Source organism: Pontixanthobacter rizhaonensis, assembly GCF_012972675.1.
GTDB lineage: Bacteria > Pseudomonadota > Alphaproteobacteria > Sphingomonadales > Sphingomonadaceae > Pontixanthobacter > Pontixanthobacter rizhaonensis.
In genome coordinates this window covers 805408-826979 of sequence record NZ_JABCRE010000003.1, presented here as the reverse complement: position 1 = coordinate 826979, position 21572 = coordinate 805408, and the positions used below count along the sequence as shown (strand labels likewise).

Below are 21572 nucleotides of genomic sequence, written 5' to 3'. Positions count from 1 at the left end.
GGACAGGGAGCCGCAGCGACACCACTTCGCTAAAGAGGTCGTCCTGGCCGGCGGGGGTGGCGTTCGCCCGGGTCAGCATCGGTTCTCCCCTTCCGTCGGCGACTATGCTGCGACCGCCGCGAGCGGCGACGGCGTGACGGCGATGATCTCGCCGGTCGTAACCAGCACGATCAGTCCGCGCTCGGCGCCGGTCATGTCGAGATAGGCCCGCACCTGAGCGCGGTAGTGATCGACCGTCTCAGGGGTTGGCTCGACGTCGCTCTTCCAATCGATGACCACCTGCGGCGTCCCGTCGGCTCCCCGGGCGATGGCGTCGGCGACGCCAGCGGTCGCCTGCTCAACCTCATTGAGGAGCGACGACGCATAGACCGGGACCTCAGGGGTTAGGACAGGATGAAGCTCGGCGATTTCGGGCAAGGCGAGCGTGCGGACCACGCAGCTGGCAAGTTCAGCGGGTGAAAGGCCTAGAGATGGGTCCTCGACCACAGGCCGGTCGAGCGCCGCGATGAGCGAGCGCGCCCTATCGGTCAGCGCGGTGCTATCTTGCGCAGTCTCGCCGGTCAGCACCTCTTCGAACAGCTTGTGCAGGATCAGGCCGCGCTCGCGCCCGCCCTGGACGCTGGGGCGGCGGGCCTCGTCGTCGGGCTGGCGCTCGTCGCGCGCCGGCCAGATATCCCCCGCCGCCAAGGTTAGCACCGGGCCGCCGCCGCTTTCGTCACGGCTAGGCGCCAGCCAGATCAGGCGTCGTTGGCGCTCGGCGATGGCGGCGGCTTCCGCCGCGAAGCTCTCGCGGGTCTGCTGGTTGTCTCCGCCGGCCGCCGCTGCGACCCTCCCCAGCGGGAGATGAGCCACATCGAGCGCCGGAAGGTCGGCGAGCGACAGGTCGAGCAGCGAGATCCAGGCCGACTTAGAGGACATGGCGTCGAGGCGGGGCAGGACCAGCAGCTCGCGCGCCCGGGTGGCGGCAACATACCAGAGCCGGACGCGCTCGCGATCGAGCTCGGCCGTTTCCGCGTCGCGCACTTCGTCATAACCGGCCGGCTTCACGCCGAAGACCGGGCAGTAGAACGTATCGCTGTCGCGATCGGTCACTGCGTTTTCGGCCGACATGATGCCGGTCATCGTGTTGACCGGCACGACGATCGGCCACTCGAGCCCCTTGGCCGCGTGCATGGTGTAGAGCGCGACGGCTTCTTCCTGCGCGTCCGGCCGCCCCTCGATGGCGCGGGCTTCATCGGTCCACGCCGCGGTCATCGTCTCGGCGAAGGCGCGCAGCCCGCGAACCGCGAAAGCGGAGGCCAGGCTGAGATAGAGATCGACATTGGCGAGCGCCCGCTCGGCCTGGCCGCGGTGGCGGGCGAGCAGGATCGGCCGCACCCGCATCACGTCGACCGCTTGCGACAGCAGGTCGTGCGGCGTGGTGCTGTTGGTCCGGCGAATGAGGGCTTGCAGCCTTTCGATCACCGAACGCGCCAGCGGGTGGGCGATCTCACTGGCCTCCACGCCGAGGTTGAGACGCGGCAGGGCGTCGGGATCTTCCTCGGACCGGGGCAGCGCCCAGATGATGTCGAGCAGCTCTTCCTCGGTCAGGCCGACCAGCGGGCCGCGCAAGAGCGCGCCTAAGGCGAGCGTATCGCGTCGATCGGCGAGGACGCGGGTCAGCGCGATGAGATCCTGAACCTCCTGCCGGCGGAACAGGCCCTTGCCAGCCTGGGTGGCGACCGGGATGCCGTGCCGCTCCAAGGCCTCTTCGTAGCGCCACAGGTCGCTTCCGGTCGGCGCGAGCAGGGCGATGTCGCCCGGCCGGCAGACCCGGCTGACGCCGGAGCGACGATCGCGGATCATCTCGCTGCCGATCAGGCGGGAGCACAGCTCCGCGACGGCTTCGGCTTCGGCGTCGCGTTGCTGCTCGGCGCTCGCCTTGCCGTTCTCGTCGGCGGCGGCGACGTCCAGCGCGGCCACGCAAGGGGTCTCACCTCGGTCGGCATGGAACGGATCGAGCGCGGTGAAGCCCGGCTGGCCGTCCCTCGAAAGCAGCGTCTCGAAGCGCTCGTTCACATAGGTGAGGATCGGCGCGCAGGAACGGAAATTGGTTGAGATGGACAGGACGCTCTCGGCGTCCTGGGCGATGAAGGCGTCGCGCGCCCGGACATAGGCGCTGACGTCGGCGCCTCGGAAGCGGTAGATCGCCTGCTTCGGGTCGCCGACCAAGAACAGTGCGCCGGGACGGATCTGGAACTCGCTCCAATCGGCGGTCGCGCGCTCGGAGGGTGGCTCGCCGCACAGCCGCCAGAAAATCTCGATCTGCAGCGGGTCTGTGTCCTGGAATTCGTCAACGAGAACTCGCGTGAAGCGCGCGCCCAGCATCCGGCGGACCTCGTCATGATCACGCAGTAGATCGCGCGCGGCGAAGATCAGGTCGTCGAATTCGAGCAAGGCGGCCGAACGCTTGTAGTCCCGGAAGCGCTCGAGCACCGGCTGCACCTGCGCGATTAGATCGGCCAGCACGCGGCTGGCGACATTCTGGAGCAAGACCCGCCACACCTGACAGCACGCCGCATAGTGGCCCTCGGCCGCCGCGTAGAGGCGCTCGCCGTCGGCCTTGGCCAGGCCCTCGCGTTTGGCGGCCTCCATCCATTTGCCCTTCTTCTTGAAGGCCAGAAACGAGCCGCTCTTGGTGCAGAGATCGGTGTGCGGCGGTGTCACCAGCAGCTGGATGAGCCCGGACGGCGTTTCGGCGACTGAGGCATCCTCCATCGCCTGGGCCATCTCGGAGAACCGCTCGGCGAACATCGCGGTTTCGTTCTCGACCGCGGGCGCGGTCTGGATGAAGTCCGAGAAGGCCTCGGTCGCGTCATGGAAGGCGTGCAGATGCGGTGCGAGCGGCGTCACGGGCGGCGCCGACACGGTGCGACGCTTGCGCAGGTTGTCGACAATCTTATGGATCAGCCCGACGGTCTCGTCGGGGCTTTGCAACACCATTTCGGCGATGATGCCGCCCTGGCCGCCGGAAAGCTGCTCGCGCAGCCAAGCGTCAACGATCTCGATGAAGGCGAGGTCGGCCTGGTTGCGGTCCATTACGCCGGCGCCCGGATCGATGTCGGCCTCGACCGGATAGGGCTTGATCAGGCGCTGGCAGAAGCCGTGGATCGTAGAGCAGGTGATCTCGTCGATCGTCGCGGAGGCCACAGCGAGGTTGGCCTTGTGGATTTCCGACAGACCGTCCGGGAAGGCGATCCGCAGTTCGGTCGGGATGGTCCCAGCCACGAGGTCGGCGACGAAGTCGCGGACGCGGATCAAAAGTTCGCTCGCGGCCAGCTCGGTGAAAGTGACCGCCGCGATGGATCTGGGCGCGACCGCTTCGGCCAGCAAGGCGGCGATGCGGCCGGCCATGACGGCCGTCTTGCCCGAACCCGCGCCGGCCTCCACCAAGATGGACCGGTCATGGACGCTGATCGCAGCGCGGCGGGCACTGTCGTCACGCAGGGCTTTAGTTGCGGCGGTCATCACTGGGCCTCCCAGACTTGCGCGGCGTCGCCAAACATATCGGTCGCGGCGGGCAGCTTGCGTTTGCAGTAGGTGGCGCCTGCGTTCGCCGGCAGGGCGAAGGCAAGGTCGTCATAGGTTCCGCCGGTGTCGGGCCCGATGAGGGCGTGCCCGGCGGTCAGGTAGGCGCGCGCCGCCTGCAGATAGCCGGTGATCTCGACTAAGGTGGCTTCCGGATCGGCGAGCTGGAGATCGACCTGCTCGCGCGGGAAGAGCAGAGAGGCGCTGATCGAGACCTCGGATCCGAGCAGCGCCTTGACGGCGAAGGCGTAGAGGCAGCGCTGCAACTCGCGGCCGCCGTCGAGGCTGATGTCCTCCCTAGGCGGGCGCCCGGTCTTGTAGTCCCGAACCAGGGCGCGCTTGCCGTCGCCCGACAGGTCGAGACGGTCGATGTAGCCGTTGATCCGGAAGTCCGCGTCGGGGATTTCGACCGGGATCTTGGAATCCCAGGGGCTGTCGACTTCCGGCTTGGGCTCCAAGCCGCCAAAGGCCACTTCTCCATAGGAACGGGCGTCCGGCAGCCGCTCGTCGCCAAAGGTGAGCGCGCGGCTCGTCAGGATGCGGGCGTCGTCGAGCGTCCGGCGCCAGATCACCTCCGGCGGCACAGCGCGTTCGCTCTCCCAGACCCCGGCGATCTCGCGCGTGGCCTCCTGCACGGTGGCTTCGATCTGCGCCTCGTCGGCGTTGGCCAGACCGCCGTCGGCCTCCAACTTCTGGAGCGCCAGATCGAGCGTCATGTGGACGAGGTCGCCCATGCCCAGGGCGTCGAGAACTAGAGGATCGGCGCCTCTCTCGGGCATACGCAGCCGCATCGCGTAGCGCCAGACGAAGCCGAGCGGGCTACGCAGGAGGAGGCGGAGCGAGCTTGCCGACTGGGTGCGGTCGAGGATGGCCAGCAAGAGCGGGTGTTCGGCGCGCACCAGGCCATCGTGCGGCGTGATCTCCTTTCGGTGCCAGTTGCGCCAGCAGGCCGTGGCGGCGACCGCCTGGGGCGCGTCGGCAAACTCCTGCGGGCGCGCCATCAACCGATCGGTCTCGCTGAAGGCATGAGCCGGGACCGCGTTGCGGCGGACGTAGGTCTCCTCGCCATAAGCGCCGAGCAGCGAGCTGCGGCCGAGCAGCCGCCCTTCACTGTCGCGGCGCGCGCGCGACAGCACCACTTGGCGTTCGGTCGTGGCGAGGATTGTCTCGAAGTCCTGGCGATCGGCCGCCGCGACCGGCAGGGGATCGAGTTCGGCGGTGGGAATGACATGGTCGGAGATCAGGCGGTCTTCGGAGATGCTCCGCGGCCATCGCGACGAATTTAGCCCGATCAAGCGAACGAACCGGCGCGGCGAGGCCGCCAAGGCGCTGGCGGGCATCCAGACGACCGAGACGCATGCCTCGAAGCCGTCGTCCTGCTTGAGATTCTCCAGCGTTGTGTCGAGTGATCCGGTCGGCCCCGCCAGCAGCGCCTTGCGCCAGATTGCCAGGGCTCGGCCGCTGAGCAGCGCCGCGCCGATCTCCTCGGCGGCGCTGTGGCCCTTGCCCAGGAGCTCAACGATGCCGCGCAAGATGGGGGTGTGGTCTTGCTTGTCAGGCCAGTCCGCAGCGGTCAGGCGCCCAAGCAGACGCGTCCAGGCCGAGACCGAGGCAAGCGGCGCGTCGGTCGGCAAAATGCGCAGCCAGCCCGCGGGCAGCGTCTGGAGCGGACCGGCCTCGGACCCGCACAGCGCCGCAAGACGGCGCACCCGGGTCTGCGACAAGCCGCGAACGAGGATGTCGGCGAGCGCGGCGGCCGCCTGACCCTCGCGAGTGGTGGTGACCTTGATCCCGTGGATGAAGTGAAGGTCGAGGTTCGCGTCGGCGCGAAGCGACAGGAAATGGTCATCATATTCCGCCGTTGAGGCGGCGGCGATGGCGATGTCCGCCGGCTCGGCCTCGCCGGAAGCCAAGAGCGAGCGCGCCCAGCGAATCGCCTCGATAGCCTCATGATACGCCGTGGCGGCGCTTTCCGCCCGAATCGCCGGGGCCTGCAGCGCTTCGCGTGCGATGGTGACACCGGTCGCCTCGAGCCAGGGCGGCGTGGGCCGAGGGCCCGCCGTCCAGATCACTTGGGTGCAGCCGGTCAGCGCCGCAAGCAGCGGGCGCCAGCACGGCGACAGCTCAGTGAGGCTGACGATCTCGACCGGTCCGAGAACGGCCTTGGCGTGAGCGAGACGCTGACAAGCGGTCGTGACCAGGTCGCAGGGCCGCATCATGCCCGGTGGTAGTTGCGCAAGCACCGCCGCTTCGAGTCGCGCAATTGAGTCGAGACGCGGATGCTCGTGGACGCGGGAGTTGAGGTCGATGCCGGCGCGCCAGGCCTTGCGCAGGGTGTCGGCCGAGGCGTCGACCATGCCGGGCAGGAGCTTGATGCCTTCAAGTTCGCCGAGCGAGGTGTCCGGCAGGACGGCCTGGATCGCGGTGCGCAGGCCTTCGTCGTCGATCGGTCTCGCAAAGCCGCCGGCGAGGCGGACCGCTAGCTGCTCGAACGACATAATCTGCAGGCCGTGCCGGCGGTGGCGTGCGGCGTCGAGGCGAAGCTCACGCATCGCCATGCGCCCGTGGGCGACGATGGTCCGCCGGTCGGTCATTCTGGTCATCGTCCTCGTCTCTCCGCCCTGTTGCCCGGCACGGTTCCGCTTGACGCGACTCCGTGGTGGGAATAAAAACTAAATGCGTCGTGCAGATATGTCCATATAGTTTTTATCTGCATTAGTCGGAGGACGATTTCGGATGGATGGCCTGGCCACCTTGAAGTGGAGCGTGGAGCGTCGACTCGAGTTTATCGAGTTCCGCCTGTTCTGGGAGGGCGGGGTCAATCGCTCGGACATCATCGACATGTTCGACGTGTCGGTGCCGCAGGCCTCGAAGGATTTGACGCTCTATCAGGAGCGTGCGCCCCACAACGCGATCTACGACAAGAGTGCCAAGCGCTACGTCGCCGGCGCGCAGTTTGAACCCCATTTTATGAAGCTCGACCCCTCCGGTTATCTGTCCCCTCTACGCTCGGTGGCCGAGGGCCTGATCGATATCTCGGACTCATGGATCTGCGAGGTTCCCGACACCGACATCGCGCTGACGCCACATAGAGATATTGATGCGAAAGTGCTGAGGACGGTGCTGGGTGCGGTGCGAGACCACCGTTCGATCGATGTTCACTATCAGTCGATGAGCAACGATCGCCCCGACCCGATATGGCGACGGATCAAACCGCATGCCTTCGGCTATGACGGCTTTCGCTGGCACGTGCGCGCCTATTGCCACGTCACCGACAAGTTCAAGGACTTTCTCCTGCCGCGCATTCTTGACGTCGGGGAGATGGGCGACGGAGGCGCGGACGCGCTGGAGGACGCGCTGTGGCAGGAGCGGTTCGGGGTCGAGATCGGCCCGCATCCTGACTTGACCGCAAGCCAGAAGGCGGTCGTCGCCAAGGATTTCGGGATGGAGGGCGGCTCGGCCATTCTCACTGTGCGCTACGCCATGCTGTTCTATGTATTGAAGCGACTGGGCCTGCTGGGTGATGCAGCGAAGCAGCCCGCGCGCAGCCAGCACATTGTCGTCGTCAATCGGGTTGAGACCGAGGCGGCCTTGGAGAAGGCTGAATTCCTGGTCTAGTAGGACTAGATTGGCAGGGCGCTGCGCCGCGGAAGGGATGAGCGGCACCCTTCGTCTGCCAAGAGCACTGGGTTTTCTCGTTAGCTGCCGTTCCGCTATCGGCCCACTTCTGGCCTCCATTTGTATCAACTTGAATCCATACTGGATGAATGTTGGCATTATGTTCTTGCCAAATCATCAAGCATCGGTATATCTCAACCGTCCCTGAAGCCTTGATTGGCGAGTCGTGATGCAAGTCTGGACCATGTGATGGTCTTTGCTGATACGCCGGGATGGCAAGAAGCTGGTAAGCCATAACCTGACGCTGCAGACAGGCGTCTTGTTGCCGTCGACGAATAGTCGGAGGCGTCGTCCGTGGGTTGAAAATTCCCCTTAAGTGACTGTCCAACAGGTCGCTTTTCACCATTAGACCCCGTTTTTGGACGGGGGTGAAAAGGACGACCTGTGACCATTTTTCTGCGTAATTCCCAACCGCCAATATCCGTAGTGGGCATCTCTGCCGATTATGACGTTGCACACGGCAATCCAGTCGCAGCCCTGACTTCGCGACTTAGTTGCAGCTTTAGACGCGATCACTCAGCCTATCGTGCCTGTTCGAACATCCGGACAAGGAGCATTTTAAATGTATTACGATAAAGCGACCGCCGCGCTGGAGCAGGAACTGCGCAGGGAAGAAGCAAAGCTGCAGAAAATCCAGGATCAAGCGGCCGAAAAAAAGCGGAAACTGCGTGCCGTTAAAAGCAGACTATTCGCTACGACCAAGTCCGACAAATGGCATGCAATGGCCCTGACCGCAGAAGCCAGACGTATTGGATTCACCGGTGAACACGCCGAAGCGCTGTTCCACCTCCGTAACTTGTCACTCAGTGATTATGTGGAGGCGGTGACACCATTCGCCAATGCGAAAGCAGAGGCTTCAATACTGAGCGTCGAATATGACGCTGTGCGGGCCAACTACACAGATTGGACTGAGCTGGGAAAACACCAGCACTGGGATCGCGCTCGCCGCGAATATGAAGCAGAGGTCGAAGGATTCAAGAAATGGCAGGCCGAAAACCCTGACAAGACAAGCTGGCGTGATAAGCCTGCCACCAAGAACCAGTATTTCCTGATCTGGAGAACTGCAGAACACCTCGGCATCCAGCAGCCTCTCAACCTGAAGTGCGGCGAAGCACATGACTGGCTCGACAACCACGATGCCAACCTTCGCTTTCGCGCTGCGCTAGCGGCCGAGACCGATTCACAACCGGTGACAGCGCCGCCAACCAACCAGCCAGCCAGCAAGCCTGTTCGCGATGAGGCAGCACAACCTAAAAGCTCGTCAAGTTCGGAGAATCCTGATGGATGATCCGAATACTGAAAGGCTGGTCCAACTGAGACATAAGCGTTGCCGCTATCCGAGCATTGAAGCGCTTGAAGAGGACATAAGCGAATATCGGGCGTCACTTATCGCAAGAAGCAGCGCGGAGGGATCATGGTCACGCGGCGAACGAGAGCAAATCCTCAAGGATTTGGACGACTATAGCGATATGCTGGACGAGCATATGGTGTGGTGTTCGGAAATTGACCTGCATTCACGGCACCTTGAACAACAGCTCAGGGCCGATCTCAAGAATCTGCCGGATCCGTTCGGAGCAACTGATGCTTGACCCAGGCGCACGTATCGCACTCGTGTGTGAACGCGAAAGGCTGGGAAAGCGCATCGATGATGCCAGCACCGAAAGTCTCTACGCCGCCAGCATTGTCGGGTGGGACTTTACGAACGATCGTTCCGCACCCGATCCGCCAAATTTTGGAATGTGGCGCACTCCTCTTCTGCTGACTGGTTCCTGCCTCACCGAGATCGATCCGTCCCGGCCGGCGGTGGTTCATGCGGAAATGACCAGGGCAGAACTGTATAACGGGTTCTGGAGGCTGGCCCGAATTCTACCGGAGGCGCAAGACACCTATGCTGACGAAGATTTTGTCAAAACAGCCCCCGGCGATTTCTACTCGACTGTGGCCAGACGAAATTCAGCAGTAAGGCCTCTGGCCGACCGGGACTGGCTTATCTTTTCGCTCTTCGGACACACAAACCGGGATGCGGCCGATTTTGTGCATGCTGCCCTGATCAAAGAGCCCGAAATCGGAAGAATGCTGGCAAGTAAGCGTTTTGAGGAAGCGCTGGAGATCTGTCCGGACCTTTTGGATTGGAAATGGCCACCAGAAACCCTTGCGCGTTGGGAGACAACCGGCGGAAAGGATTATCTGCCTCCGTTCCTGTTCCTCGTGCTGCTTTCAGAATTTCAGCGCCTTGCCCAGAATGTGACGGCGCAAATTACCTTGTCGTTCCGTGCGGACGGAAGTCGTCTTACAATAGCGTCTGCCGTTGAGGACTTGGCGGCAGTCAATTCTGATTATGTCGGTTCAGGCTACAAGATTTTCGAAAATTGCATCGCTGGTCTGACAACGCTTGTCCCGTTGCAAACCTACGCGCTGGTTCCCGAGGAACGCGTCATGAGCAGCCGCAATGCTCTGGCTGGCATCAAACATACTGAAAAGGCTTTCTGCATATTGAATGATGCGATTTCGAACGGGCCTGAAGATACTTTAGCAAGATTATCTGGTTCTTCCGACCAGTCGCGTTCAGGATTTGTCGCTCAGGCTGTGATCGCTCATCCCGATCATCGGCGGGACAGAAAGGTCAGGGGCGGCAAGGTGGTCGTCAGAACGGAGTATCTCGCAAAACATTACGGTCTGAATTGGATCGAGCATGCCTATTTTGGCCAATTTCAACTCGCATCGGCTGCTGAAGCTTTCAACATGAAGTATCGACACGCAAGATTACCAAAACGGGCTCCGCACAATAAACTTTCGATAGTGAGCCGCAGGCAGGCCATAGCACGCATTGCGAATGCGTGGCTCGAAACAGCGCACACGGCAGCCTACAAGAAACTTTGCAGGGAGTTTGAGATTGTTCAGGCGAGGAACGAGCGTGGCAGCGAACTGCCTTCCAGCTTTTGTGGCAATGAAAATGCTAAGCCGCAGACCGTAGCAACGAAAAAGAGATTCATCGGCACGCATTTTGAAGAAAGTGTCGAGCCATCACTCTCTATTGTGGACACCAATGTGAAGATCAAAGCCAGACTGCTTTCAAACATGGAAAAGCTGGCTGCGAGGAAACCAGTAAAAGGACTGCCGGGCTTCACCGCCGAGTATCGTCCTACACTTTGGTATGAGATGCCTAAAAAACTCAATGATATTGGTTTTTGGATTGGCCGCAGATTGGTTGCGCAGCAGGGTAAGATCGCCAATCTTCCGTTGACGTCACCGTTGATCGTGCAGGAAATTCTCTCAGATATCGATCTCTACCGATATGCCCCTTCGCGGATCGAGGATCGGGCAGCACAGAATCTCGCCATGACACTCGGCGAGTTCTCGCTTGATCCGATGCATGCATTCTTTCGGCGAAAGGGAATTAAGTTCGCAGGTTGGGCTGCGTCGATGGCAAAGCCGATTCTGACTTACCTGCACCACTAGGATTTTGACGATGCGCAACAAGCGTCGTCATGAAAGCGAAGGCATCACAAAACGAGGCAAGCCGAGAAGATTCGCGGCGACTGGTTGCACTGCCAGAGAAGGTCGAGCTGCAAATCGTGCTTCCAGAAAATGCGGCGACAGAGGCCGAGTTGCTCGATCGATTGATAGGCCAACAAATCATCGTGCTGTTCGAAGGCGAAGCGAATAGGAAGTAAGAAGGGATTATATATGGATAGTCTGGCGGGCCGCAAATGCGTGGTATACGCCCGTGTTAGCACAATTGAGCAGGCCAATAATAATATTTCAATCCCGGACCAGCAGGCCCAAGGCGAACGATATGTTTCTGAACGTGCTGGCACATATGTAAAGACCTACATTGAGCCGGGTGCGAGTGCGACAACTACCGCACGGCGAGTTTATCAGGAGATGCTCACCGACGGCAGAGATGGACATTTCGACGTGGTCATCACCCATTCGCTTTCCCGGATGTTTCGGAATGCTTTGGACTATCTCCAGGCTCGTGCAGAGTTTCGTGCGGCCGGCATCAAACTGATCTCGATAACGCAGGATTTTTCTAGCGATCCCGCAGGAGAGCTGGCGCTTTCGATGGTAGCGATCTTCGATGAGTATCATTCGGCAGAAAATGCGAAGCACGTCAAACGCACGATGCTTGAGAATGCCCGCCGTGGATACTGGAACGGTCAGACGCCTTCCTTGGGGTTCAAAACCACCAGTGTTCCGCAGCCGAAGGGAAAAGATCGCAAAAAGCTCGTAGTGGACGAGGAGACCGCTCCACTCGTGCGCTTCATTTTTAGCACGTATGTTCATGGCACGCCTAACGGACCGATCGGCATCACCAAACTAGCGGCTTTGCTAAACGAGCGTGGTGACACCGTTCGTGGGAAAAAATTCCACGTCTCCAACGTCCACTTCATCCTTACGAACACTGCCTACATTGGCGTCGTGTTTTTCAACAAGCGCGATTCACGCGCCAAGGTCACTCGTCCGGAATCAGAGTGGGTTCCCATGAGTGTGCCGCCAATCATTGACGAAGAACTTTTCTATGCAGCGCAGGCCCAAATGTCAGCGCGCGATCCCAAGATGGGCAGCGCTGCAGAGCGCACGAAGAAGAATCTTCTCACCAAAAAGGTCAAGTGCGGAACCGGAAATGAAGATGGATGCGGCGGCGGCATGACGACCGCCACAGGCAAATCTGGTCAGCACCGATATTACGCTTGTCATGCTTCCAGCAAAGCGGGGAAATCCGAATGCCCAGGTCGATGGACCCCAATGGACAAGCTCGACAATCTTGTTGTTGAAAGTGTAATTGAAAAGGTGCTGGCACCCGACCGCCTTTCCAAACTTCTGGAAGCATGGCTTGATCGCAGTGCACATGGCGAAACTCAGGATCGCAAGGAACTGAAAAGTCTTCGGTCACGCCAGACTCGCCTGGAAGGTGAAAGTGCTTCAGTTATCAAACTAGTCCGTAACGGAATTCTTTCACCAGACGACCCTCAGGTCGAAAAAGAATTGGGTCAAATTGCGGCACAGAAACGCGCGTTGGCAGCGGACATTGACGCCCTCGAGCGCAAGCTGGCCGACCCTGCAAAGGCCATCACACCACAGATTCTGACCAAGTTTGGCGATCTGATCTCAAATACGATGCGCGATCGCACCAACCCTTTGCGTCAGGCATATGTGGACCTTCTCATCTCACGGGTCGAGGTGGGCAACGACGTCGTTCGTATTATGGGAACCAAGACCGCTCTGTCCCGCGCAGCAAACGGGACACCGCCGCATGCGGTGCCCAGAACTGAACGGGAATGGTGCACCCGAGAGGATTCGAACCTCTGGCCTCTGCCTTCGGAGGGCAGCGCTCTATCCAGCTGAGCTACGGGTGCTGATGCTAAAGCGCGGTGTTGCGCTTCGATATTGGGGCCGCTTAGCAAAGGGGCGAAGGCCTTGCCAGTGCTAAACGCATTACACGCACGAAGAGGCCCATTAGCGATTTGGCAATGGCTTTGCCTTATCGCGATGCGCCATGGATCAGACACCGCCACGATTTTCAAAACCCGTCAATGCGGAACCGTCGCGCGGGGCCAGCACGCTGACCAGACAGTGGGCGGCGTTGCAGGATGCGGGGAGCGCAATCGCGACCCTGGCCAACCTTGCACCGGAAGAACCATCCCAGAAAACGCGGCAGTTTCCAGTATTGATCAAAGATGTCGATGGATGGCGGCTGGAACTGGCAAAGAACCAAGTGGCCGATATGACTGCGATGATGCAGCCCGGTCTTGCCGCTTTGCTCGCCGTCAATGCACGGGGCCAAGACGCTACCGCTGCGGCGATAACTCTATGGCGCGAATATCATGCGGCACGCGAAGCGGTTTTGGCGCTGCTGCCGGAAGCTGGCGCTATGGGGCCGCGCCGCACTGCTTAGACCCGGACCAGAAATAGAACGCTTGACCATGTTCTTTTTATGTTCCATTTCAGACTCATGTCTGAGCCTGCCTTAACCCTGCCGAAATCCGTACCAACCGAGCCATTAGCGGGCGTCGCAGAGGCATCACCCAGCGCGCAATCTGTGGCGCGCGGAATTGCCCGCCTGTTTGGCCGCAACGATATTTGGTGCGTGTCCGAAATGCCGCTGCGCAACGGACGGCGGGCGGATCTTATGGGGATCGATCCGAAGGGACGGATTGTTATTGTTGAGATCAAAGTAAGCCGCGCGGACTTGCTCGGGGACCATAAATGGCCCGACTATCTGGAATATTGCGACCGCTTTTACTGGGGACTGCCCACGCAATTCGATGCCAGCCCGCTATCTGGTGAGGCATTTATGCCGGATAGCTGCGGCGTGATTATGGCCGATGCCTATGATGCGGAAATCGTCCGGCCTGCGCCGTCGCGCCCGCTGGCTGCTGCTCGGCGCAAGGTCGAGATAGAGCGTTTGGCGCGCGCATCCATGCGCCGGCAGGTGATCGCTGCGGATCCGGAATGCAGCGCTTGGAAGCCTTAGATCATTAAGCCTGTTACTGAGCGATTGGCTGCGGCATAAGGCCCGCAATGCTGCTCGCAATAACCACTGCTGCGATTTTGATGACTGCCATTGTGGCGGTCCGCTATGTGATAACCAGCGGTTTTTTTGCCTGGGCGACATCGCGGGTCCGGCCTGGGCTGTATGATGCAATGGGCGGGCAAATCCGTACAGAGATTGGCTGGTCGCTGCTCTCTGCTGCGATATATGGCGTCCCGGCAGGGATTGTCGCTTGGGGATGGCGCCATCAAGGGTGGACAGTGGTCTACTCCGATCTGTCAGAATACCCTCTATGGTATGCACCGCTATCTCTGCTGCTCTATTTGTTGGCCCATGACACGTGGTTTTACTGGACCCACCGGTGGATGCATCAACCCAAATGGTTCAAACGTGCCCATGCGGTCCATCATGCCAGTCGCCCGCCAACGGCGTGGGCGGCGATGAGCTTTCACCCGATTGAGGCATTAACCGGCGCGGTGGTGATCCCGTTTCTGGTATTTGTCATTCCCGTACATGTGGGCGTGCTAGGCGGTGTTTTGGCGATCATGACCATCATGGGGATCACCAATCACATGGGATGGGAAATGTTCCCTAGGGCACTTGTTCATTCCCGGTTGGGGAATTGGCTGATAACAGCCAGCCATCATCAGAAACATCATGAGGCATATTCATGCAATTACGGTCTATATTTTCGGTTTTGGGACCGGCTGTGCGGAACCGATCGGGGACTGTCCGGCGCCTTTCTGCCGCAGGATCGTTAAGCGCAGCAGCGATCATGCTGGTCAGCAATAGTGCCGGCGGCAGCACGGTCACCGTCACCGCCACGAATCTGCGGTCTGATGAAGGCGTGGTGCGCGCCTGTATGACCACCAATCCCAAACGCTTTCCCAAATGCCGCGGTGACGCCAATTCCTATTCCGCTGTTGTCCCTGCGGGTACAACGGTGACCTTCCGCTTCAAAAACGTCAAACCGGGCCGCTATGCCATCGCGATGCTGCATGATGAGAATGATAATGGCAAAGCAGACCGGGCGCTGATGATGATGCCCAAAGAAGGATACGGGTTTTCCCGTGACGCCAAAGTACGAATGGGGCCGCCCAAATTCAAAGCTGCGGCATTTGACGTCGGCACGGCAGATCAGGCGCAAACGATCAAAATGCGCTACATGCTCTAACACGCGGTTGATCACCGACGCCAACCCGCCAACCGGTCCATCTGACTGGTAAAGCGTTCTTAACGCAATGTTTACCACACCCCTGCAAAAGGCTCCTTGAAACACCACCAAGGGGGCTTTTGGGGCCATGGATAATTTGCGCGGAAACTTTGATTCAGCCGGTTTTGGCGATGACGAGCGCGATTATGACTATGCGGATGACGAGGCAGGCCATGAGCCGCCACCCGCTGCCATCGGCACAGATGAGCGCCGCATGCAAGTGCGCGCCTATAATCATTGGGCCGGTCAGCTCGAAGACCGCAGCTTCCCCTCGATAGAAGACCTTGATCCAGATGCGCTGACAGACTTCGGTCCGTTCAGTGTGCTGCTCGATTTTACTGCTGGTATGGACAATCCCGGGGTGCAATTCCTTGGCGATAAATTGGCGGATGAATGCGGCACTGAGGGGCAAATTGAAACGTTGTCGGATGTGCCCAGCCGGTCACTTCTGAGCCGCATCACCGATCACTACATGCAAATTTTGGCGAATCAGGCACCGATTGGTTTCGAGGCTGAATTCATCAACCAGCGCGATGCCACAATCCTGTATCGCGGCATTCTGCTGCCCTATTCCAGCGATGGCGAAACAATTGACTTCATCTATGGTGTGATCAATTGGAAAGAGATGGCGGATCAAATCACCTCTGACGAATTGCTGCTGGAAATTGATCAAGCCCTTGAAGCCGAGGATGCCGAGCCTCGCCATGCCGAGCCGGTAACCGACTGGGCAGATGGCCCGGCCGCCGATGCACTGTCAGCAGATGGCTCTGAAGAAGAGCCGGCCGCACCCGCATTCAGCGCTCCTGATTTGGGCATTGGTGGTTCCGAGGAAAATGCCGAGGACGACAATACGATGGATGATGATCCGGTCGTGTCCCGGATGGCATCCCTGATCCACCCTCGCAAAAGCAGCGTCTCCAAGCTCTCGGCCGAGTTTGATGATGAGGAGCTGGATGAAGGCGAACAAGATCCCGACTTCTCGGTTCTATCCAAGGGCTTTGGCAGCTCTTCACTGGAAGACCGCTTCGACAATCCTGCCGATAATGAAGCGCCAGCCGCGGCGGTGTCTTCGCCTGATGTGGTGGAAGTCCAAGGTGAAGATCAAGCCGACTTGTATGACTGCCTCGCCGAGGCGCGCCAACTCGCGCAAGATGCGCACAGTTCGGAAGATCGCACTCGTGCTACGCTCTATGCTGCCGTCAGCCGTGCTTACGACGTCTGCCTCGCTGCCCAAGATGCGCCAGAAGAATTTGACGAGCTGATCAGTGACAATGGCCTAACCGTCCAAGATCGCGCACCGATGACGCCAATCGTGAAATTGGTATTCGGGGCCGATTATGACAAAACCCGCCTGACCGAATATGCTTCCGTCCTGTCGCACGCACAGCGTGTCGGTATTGAACGCGGCGGCTTGCAGAGCTTTCTCGCCAATGCGGAAGGCGGCCTGAAAGGCGTTGTCTCTACCGAACGGCGCATCCGCAAGGAAGAAAGTGGAAAGACCGTTGAACCAGCCGACCGGCCGCGCGAAAAGATCGCCAAGAAGCTGCGCGTATTGGAAACACACTCACTCGATTCCATCGACCCGCAAGGGGCGGAATTTGGTGTCGTGATGATCCGCCGCTTAACCACTGGCGAAGTGGTTGTGCTGGGCGAAGTATCAGACGATATCGCTTTGGTCGAAAAGGTGGCCCGCAAGCTTATTTAGAGCGTTTCTTGCTCCCTTTGCCGGATGATCTTCGGGGCTGATCAAGCAGCCTTGCGCTGCGGCCCGTTCACACCAGGCTTGCATATCGGCCCTTCCCGCCGCACATCGCCCCCGCGATATTACACAATCTCGGGGCGGCAATGGCGACGAAGGGCAGAAAACTTATGGCGTGGACCATTGGTACAATTGTGGTTCTGGCCATTGCCGCATTTATTGCGCTGCAATTCGCGATCAATCGTAACGGCCCGGCAGTGTTGAACGCCGTAGATCGGCTGACTGGTGGTGATCGCGGCACGCAACTTGTGATGACCCACACATATGGCGATTCCGCATTCCAGAAGCTGGCCGTTTATGCGGCTGATGGCGCGGCTGATGGCGATGATACCGGGCCAAAGCCGGTGCTGGTCTTTGCCCATGGCGGCAGTTGGCGCAGCGGCGATCCGGATGATTACGGCTTTATTGGCCGCGCCATCGCGCCGGAAGGGTTTGTCGTAGTCCTCGCCGGATATCGGTTGGGCGACGAAAGTATTTTCCCCGCAATTCTGGAAGACACTGCCAGCGTGATCGCGTGGACGAAACACAACATCGCGCGGTATGGCGGTGATCCCGACGCCATCTATATCTCTGGCCATTCCGCCGGTGCTTACAACGTCGTGATGACTGCATTGGATCGGCAGTGGCTTGGCCGTGCGGGTTTGGATGATGACGCAATCAAGGGCGTTATCGGGCTGTCCGGCCCATATGATTTTTTCCCTTTCGATAGCGATTCCACCAAATTCACCTTTGGCAGCACACCCAACGCGGAACAGGTGACGCAGCCGATCGCTTTCGCCCGCGGGGATGCCCCGCCCATGCTGTTGATGAGCGGCGAGAAAGACACGGTTGTGCGCCCGCGCAATACCCGCGTTCTGGCCGCTAAAATATCCGAGATGGGCGGCACTGCGCAAACGCGGTTTTTCCCGGAAATGGACCATATCGCCATTCTGACCGCCATCGCCAGCCCGTGGCGCCGTGATCCCGCCGTGCTGGAAGCGATCACGGATTTCGTCAAAGAGACAGAACAGGCCCGCCAAACGCAGATTTCAGTTCCCGTTCAGGCAGAATCGCCTTAGCCTCTATCCCATGTCGAACCCACATCGCTTATTGGCACGCTTACTCGCCCTGATCGCTGCCATTTCAATGGCGGTTCAACCTGTTCAAGCGCAATCGATCCTGCGCGATGCGGAAACAGAGGCGCTGCTGCGTGACATGGCCGCTCCGCTGGTAGAGGCCGCGGGCTTAGAGCCGCAAAATGTTGACATCGTGATGATCAACAATCCCTCAATCAACGCTTTCGTTGCTGGCGGCCAAGTGGTCTATATTCATGGCGGCCTGATCGACGCCGCTGACACCGCTAACGAAGTGCAAGGCGTGATTGCCCACGAATTGGGCCACATCACCGGCGGGCATATTATCCGGTCGAGCGAAGGCATCAGTAAAGCGGGAAATATCTCCATCCTGTCGATGATACTTGGCGCAGCTGCGGTTCTTGCTGGCGCAAGCGAGGCAGGTCTGGGCGTTATTGCCGCGGGACAACAAGCGGCCATTGGACGATTTCTGGCATTCTCACGCGTGCAGGAATCGAGTGCCGATGCTGCCGGGGCAACATATCTGTCCCGCGCGGGCATATCAGGCCGGGGATCGCTGGAGTTTTTCGGAAAACTGCAAAATCTTGAATTTCGCTATGGCCGCAGCCAGGCGGATGAAGCCACCTTTAGCCGAACTCACCCGCTGTCCGGTGACCGGATTGCAGTGCTGCGCGACACGTACGAGGCTGATCCCGCCTGGAACGCGCCGGATGATCCTGAACTGCAAAGGCGGTTTGAACGCGTGAAAGCAAAGCTGTTTGGATACCAATCCGAACCGCGGCGAACATTGCAGCGCTATCCCGAAACACGGACAGACACGCCCGCCCGATATGCCCGCGCTTATGCCTATCACAAGGATGCCTTGGTCAACAAAGCACTGGCCGAGGCCGAAGAGCTGCTGGCGAGCGATCCCGATGATCCGTATTTTCTCGAACTGAAAGGGCAAGTGCTGCTCGAATCGGGCCGGCCGCAAGACGCGTTGATACCGCTGCGTAAAGCGACCAAGCTCAGCCGGAGTGAGCCGCTGATAGCCTCGATGTTTGGCCACGCCTTGATCGCAACGGAAGACAAAACCCACTTTGAAGAAGCGGAGCACATCTTGCGAACGGCGGTGGCCCGTGACCGTTATAACCCATTTGCATGGTATCAGTTGGGCGTGGTGTATGCCGCGAGTGGCGATATGCCCAGAGCGCGGCTGGCCAGCGCAGAACAGCAGATTATGCGGCGGCAATATGACTTGGCGATCCGTAGCGCGCAGGTGGCGGAAGCGGGCCTGCCGGAAGGGTCGCCCGATTGGATACGCGCGCAAGATATTGGCTTGCAAGCCCGCGCCGAGCTTGAGCAGCTGCGCGACAGGCGCTAGCGCAGCAGGATGGGAAACACATCTATCCGGTCGCTCGCCCTCACGGCTTGTTTTGCGTTCATCTTTGGCTTTGGCGGTGCAGCTATCTTTTCATGGGCGGGCATGGGCCATGCCCAAACGAAAGCCTATTTGCTGGAGAATCCGGAAATTCTTCCGGAAATGGTCGCCAATTATGAACGGCAAGAAGCCCGCAAAAGGCTCGCCGACGTGGCAGGTGACGTTAGCGCGCCGTTCCCCGGGGCAGTATTGGGCAATCCGCAAGGTTCAGTGACGCTGGTCGAATTTACCGATTATGGCTGCGGCTATTGCCGGATGAGCACCCAGCATGTGCAAGAACTCATCGCCAAGAACCCTGAATTGCGTGTCGTGGTACGCGAATGGCCAATATTTGAAGGCAGCGATCGCGCCGCAAAAATGGCTTTGGCCGCCGCCAAACAAGGCAAGTTTGACGCATTCCATATTGCAATGTTTGCGCAAGGTCCCCCTAGCCAAGCTAACATTCTGGCCGCAGCCGGGGCGGCTGGGTTGGATTTGGCGTTGGCAGAAGAATTCATCAATTCACCAGAAGCCGGATTTGAACTATCCAAAAACACAGCATTCGCGCAGCAACTCGGCTTTTCCGGCACGCCCAGCTGGGTCGTCGGGGACAGCACGTTTGAAGGCGCTGTCGGCGTGGCCAAATTGCAGGAAGCCATCGACGCAGCCAGCGCATCGTAACGCGCTGATGCCCGCCACGTTCGCACGATTATTCCTTGCGCTTGGCTGTTTGATAGCCGCGCCGGTGCCTTCCCAAGGCAGCGATGCAGGCAACACAGATTTGGCAGAGCGTTTTGCCGCGCTCCAGAAACACGATGCGTACTTGCAACAGACTGGATGGCGGCTGCTCACCGGCAATGCATCGTTCTGTACGGACACCGAAAAATCCATCGGTATGTTGGTCCAAGACGCAGGTGCTTATGGGCAAGCCAAGGCGATCCGCAATGTGCGCGGCATTGAAGGGGATTTCTTCGTGCAAGCAGTGGTTCCGGGTGCAGGGGCTGATCAAGCCGGTATAACGGTCGGGGCGGAATTGATTGCGGTGGACGGCAAGCCGCTGCGATCTCTGCCTTTATCCGAATCCGAGCCGTGGCAACGGCTGGTGACGATCAACCGCATGATTACGGAATCGCTGGGCGCCAGCGGTACGGTCGCGCTGTCTCTACTCCATGCCGAAAACGCCGGGGCCATGACAGCCCGCGGCAATGTCATATGCGCCGGCCATTTTGAACTGATCAGCAACAGCGCCAATGCCAGCACCAACGGGTACCGGGTCGCGATTGGAGAGGACAGTCCCGCTTTTGCTTATCCCGAAGCAGAATTTGCCGCGCTGCTCGCGCATGAATTGGCGCATGTCGTCTTGGGCCATACACAGTGGCTGGATAAGCACGGCCGCAAGCGCAAGAATGTGCGTCAGACGGAGCGGGAAGCAGATCGGTTGATGCCGTGGCTGCTCGCCAATGCGGGCTATCCGCCAGAGGCAGCCTTGCAGTTTATGAACCGCTGGGGACCGCGCCATAGCGGCGGGATTTTCCGCAAGCGCACCCATGATGGCTGGGATGAACGGGCAGAATTTATCGCCGCCGAACTGCCTTTGGTGGCGCAGTCCATGGCACAGCATGGCAGCGCGCACTGGCCGAGCGACTTTGCCCGGCAACCCGGCATTATCCGCGCGCCGAATTAAGCCGGTTAGTCGTCGCTGACATACATCGAACTGAGCGGTTTTGCGAACACACGGCGTAGCATTGGTTCGAAGAACTCCAGGCTTTCGCTGTCATAGTCGGGGTCAAACGCCGCCTGATCGTATTTTTCGCAGAACTCTGCGCAGGCATCAAAGTGTGGACTGTCGCGGAATGTGTCGCGCACATCTTTGTCCATTCCAAGGAAATGGAAGAAGTAATATCCCTGAAAGGCGCCGTGATGCTGGCAAATCCAGTGCTCCTGCTCAGTCACAAACGGCTTCAGAATGGCGGCTGCGACTTCGGGGTGATTATAAGTTCCCAGCGTATCACCGATATCGTGCAACAGTGCCATCACCACATAGCGTTCACCGCGGCCATCACGGTGAGCGCGCGTCGCTGTTTGGAGTGAATGCTCCATCCGGCAGACCGGAAAGCCGCCAAAATCACCCTCAAGCAACTTCAAATGGGTTAGCACGCGGTCGGGAAGGTCAGAGGCAAACTCCATGTAATGCTTGCTGATAATTGACCAGTCTTCCTGAGTGCCTTCTTTCATCTCGCGAAATTTGGCGTGGTCCGCCCCAACCGCCGTCTGCCCAGCTTCCATCTGCCCGGTTTTGATATCCATTCCGCCCATCTCCCATGATTTTCCGCGAATTGTCTTATGTACGATACAGTAAGTCGCGCAATCCACAAAACAGCAATGCT

At 59.6% G+C, this 21572-nt stretch carries 17 protein-coding genes, 1 tRNA gene and 1 pseudogene; 15 read left to right on the top strand and 4 right to left on the bottom strand.

The genetic code is table 11. The annotated features are described in order from the left end of the window. Positions 1-102 precede the first annotated feature (102 nt). Entirely contained in the window at positions 103-3507 is a 3405-nt protein-coding gene (locus HKD42_RS11760) for a UvrD-helicase domain-containing protein (protein ID WP_170013566.1), read from the bottom strand. After that, positions 3507-6161, bottom strand: a complete 2655-nt coding sequence (locus tag HKD42_RS11755; protein ID WP_246237007.1) for a PD-(D/E)XK nuclease family protein — start codon at positions 6159-6161, stop codon at positions 3507-3509. The genes HKD42_RS11760 and HKD42_RS11755 overlap by 1 nt, the downstream gene beginning before the upstream one ends. Positions 6162-6303: 142 nt before the next feature. Between HKD42_RS11755 and HKD42_RS11750 the strand changes: the two genes are divergently transcribed. The 6 genes and pseudogenes from HKD42_RS11750 to HKD42_RS13480 form a co-directional block, all read left to right on the top strand. Then, a complete protein-coding gene (locus HKD42_RS11750; protein WP_170013562.1) occupies positions 6304-7185 on the top strand; it encodes a WYL domain-containing protein in 882 nt (293 codons plus the stop codon). 622 nt (positions 7186-7807) lie between these two features. Further along, a complete protein-coding gene (locus HKD42_RS11745) occupies positions 7808-8533 on the top strand; it encodes a hypothetical protein (protein WP_170013560.1) in 726 nt (241 codons plus the stop codon). Then, positions 8526-8834 carry a hypothetical protein gene (locus tag HKD42_RS11740; protein ID WP_170013558.1) on the top strand — a complete coding sequence of 103 codons (309 nt, stop codon included), beginning with the start codon at positions 8526-8528 and terminating at the stop codon, positions 8832-8834. Before HKD42_RS11745 ends, HKD42_RS11740 begins: the two co-directional genes overlap by 8 nt. After that, positions 8827-10704: a hypothetical protein gene (locus HKD42_RS11735; RefSeq protein WP_170013556.1), complete on the top strand. Its 1878-nt coding sequence runs from the start codon at positions 8827-8829 to the stop codon at positions 10702-10704. The genes HKD42_RS11740 and HKD42_RS11735 overlap by 8 nt, the downstream gene beginning before the upstream one ends. Positions 10705-10733: 29 nt before the next feature. Further along, positions 10734-10919, top strand: coding sequence for a hypothetical protein (locus HKD42_RS11730; protein WP_170013554.1), 186 nt, complete (start codon positions 10734-10736; stop codon positions 10917-10919). Positions 10920-10932: 13 nt separating this feature from the next. Next, a pseudogene (locus HKD42_RS13480) lies at positions 10933-12018 on the top strand (recombinase family protein); the annotation flags it as partial. 510 nt (positions 12019-12528) lie between these two features. Here HKD42_RS13480 and HKD42_RS11715 read toward each other — a convergent pair. Continuing rightward, a tRNA-Arg gene (locus HKD42_RS11715) sits at positions 12529-12605 on the bottom strand. 140 nt (positions 12606-12745) lie between these two features. Here HKD42_RS11715 and HKD42_RS11710 point away from each other — a divergent pair. The 9 genes from HKD42_RS11710 (at position 12746) to HKD42_RS11670 (ending at position 20869) form a co-directional block, all read left to right on the top strand. Further along, positions 12746-13144 carry a hypothetical protein gene (locus HKD42_RS11710; protein WP_170013552.1) on the top strand — a complete coding sequence of 133 codons (399 nt, stop codon included), beginning with the start codon at positions 12746-12748 and terminating at the stop codon, positions 13142-13144. 57 nt (positions 13145-13201) lie between these two features. Then, positions 13202-13723, top strand: a complete 522-nt coding sequence (locus HKD42_RS11705) for an MmcB family DNA repair protein (RefSeq protein WP_246237002.1) — start codon at positions 13202-13204, stop codon at positions 13721-13723. A 47-nt stretch (positions 13724-13770) separates the two neighbouring features. Further along, on the top strand, positions 13771-14502 hold the full coding sequence (locus tag HKD42_RS11700) for a sterol desaturase family protein (RefSeq protein WP_170013548.1): 732 nt from the start codon (positions 13771-13773) through the stop codon (positions 14500-14502). Continuing rightward, positions 14451-14915 carry a DUF2141 domain-containing protein gene (locus HKD42_RS11695; protein WP_343042358.1) on the top strand — a complete coding sequence of 155 codons (465 nt, stop codon included), beginning with the start codon at positions 14451-14453 and terminating at the stop codon, positions 14913-14915. The genes HKD42_RS11700 and HKD42_RS11695 overlap by 52 nt, the downstream gene beginning before the upstream one ends. Before the next feature lie 127 nt (positions 14916-15042). Then, entirely contained in the window at positions 15043-16659 is a 1617-nt protein-coding gene (locus HKD42_RS11690; protein ID WP_170013544.1) for a PAS domain-containing protein, read from the top strand. A gap of 164 nt (positions 16660-16823) precedes the next feature. Further along, complete coding sequence (locus HKD42_RS11685; RefSeq protein ID WP_246237000.1) at positions 16824-17771, top strand: alpha/beta hydrolase; 948 nt, start codon at positions 16824-16826, stop codon at positions 17769-17771. 10 nt (positions 17772-17781) lie between these two features. Continuing rightward, complete coding sequence (locus tag HKD42_RS11680; protein ID WP_170013540.1) at positions 17782-19149, top strand: M48 family metalloprotease; 1368 nt, start codon at positions 17782-17784, stop codon at positions 19147-19149. A gap of 9 nt (positions 19150-19158) precedes the next feature. After that, the gene (locus HKD42_RS11675) at positions 19159-19866 is read left to right on the top strand and encodes a DsbA family protein (protein WP_170013538.1); all 708 of its coding nucleotides are present in this window, start codon (positions 19159-19161) and stop codon (positions 19864-19866) included. 7 nt (positions 19867-19873) lie between these two features. After that, complete coding sequence (locus tag HKD42_RS11670; RefSeq protein ID WP_170013536.1) at positions 19874-20869, top strand: PDZ domain-containing protein; 996 nt, start codon at positions 19874-19876, stop codon at positions 20867-20869. Between the two features lie 5 nt (positions 20870-20874). Here the strand turns inward: HKD42_RS11670 and HKD42_RS11665 are convergent, their stop codons facing one another. After that, a complete protein-coding gene (locus HKD42_RS11665; RefSeq protein ID WP_246236999.1) occupies positions 20875-21492 on the bottom strand; it encodes an HD domain-containing protein in 618 nt (205 codons plus the stop codon). Positions 21493-21572: the final 80 nt, after the last annotated feature.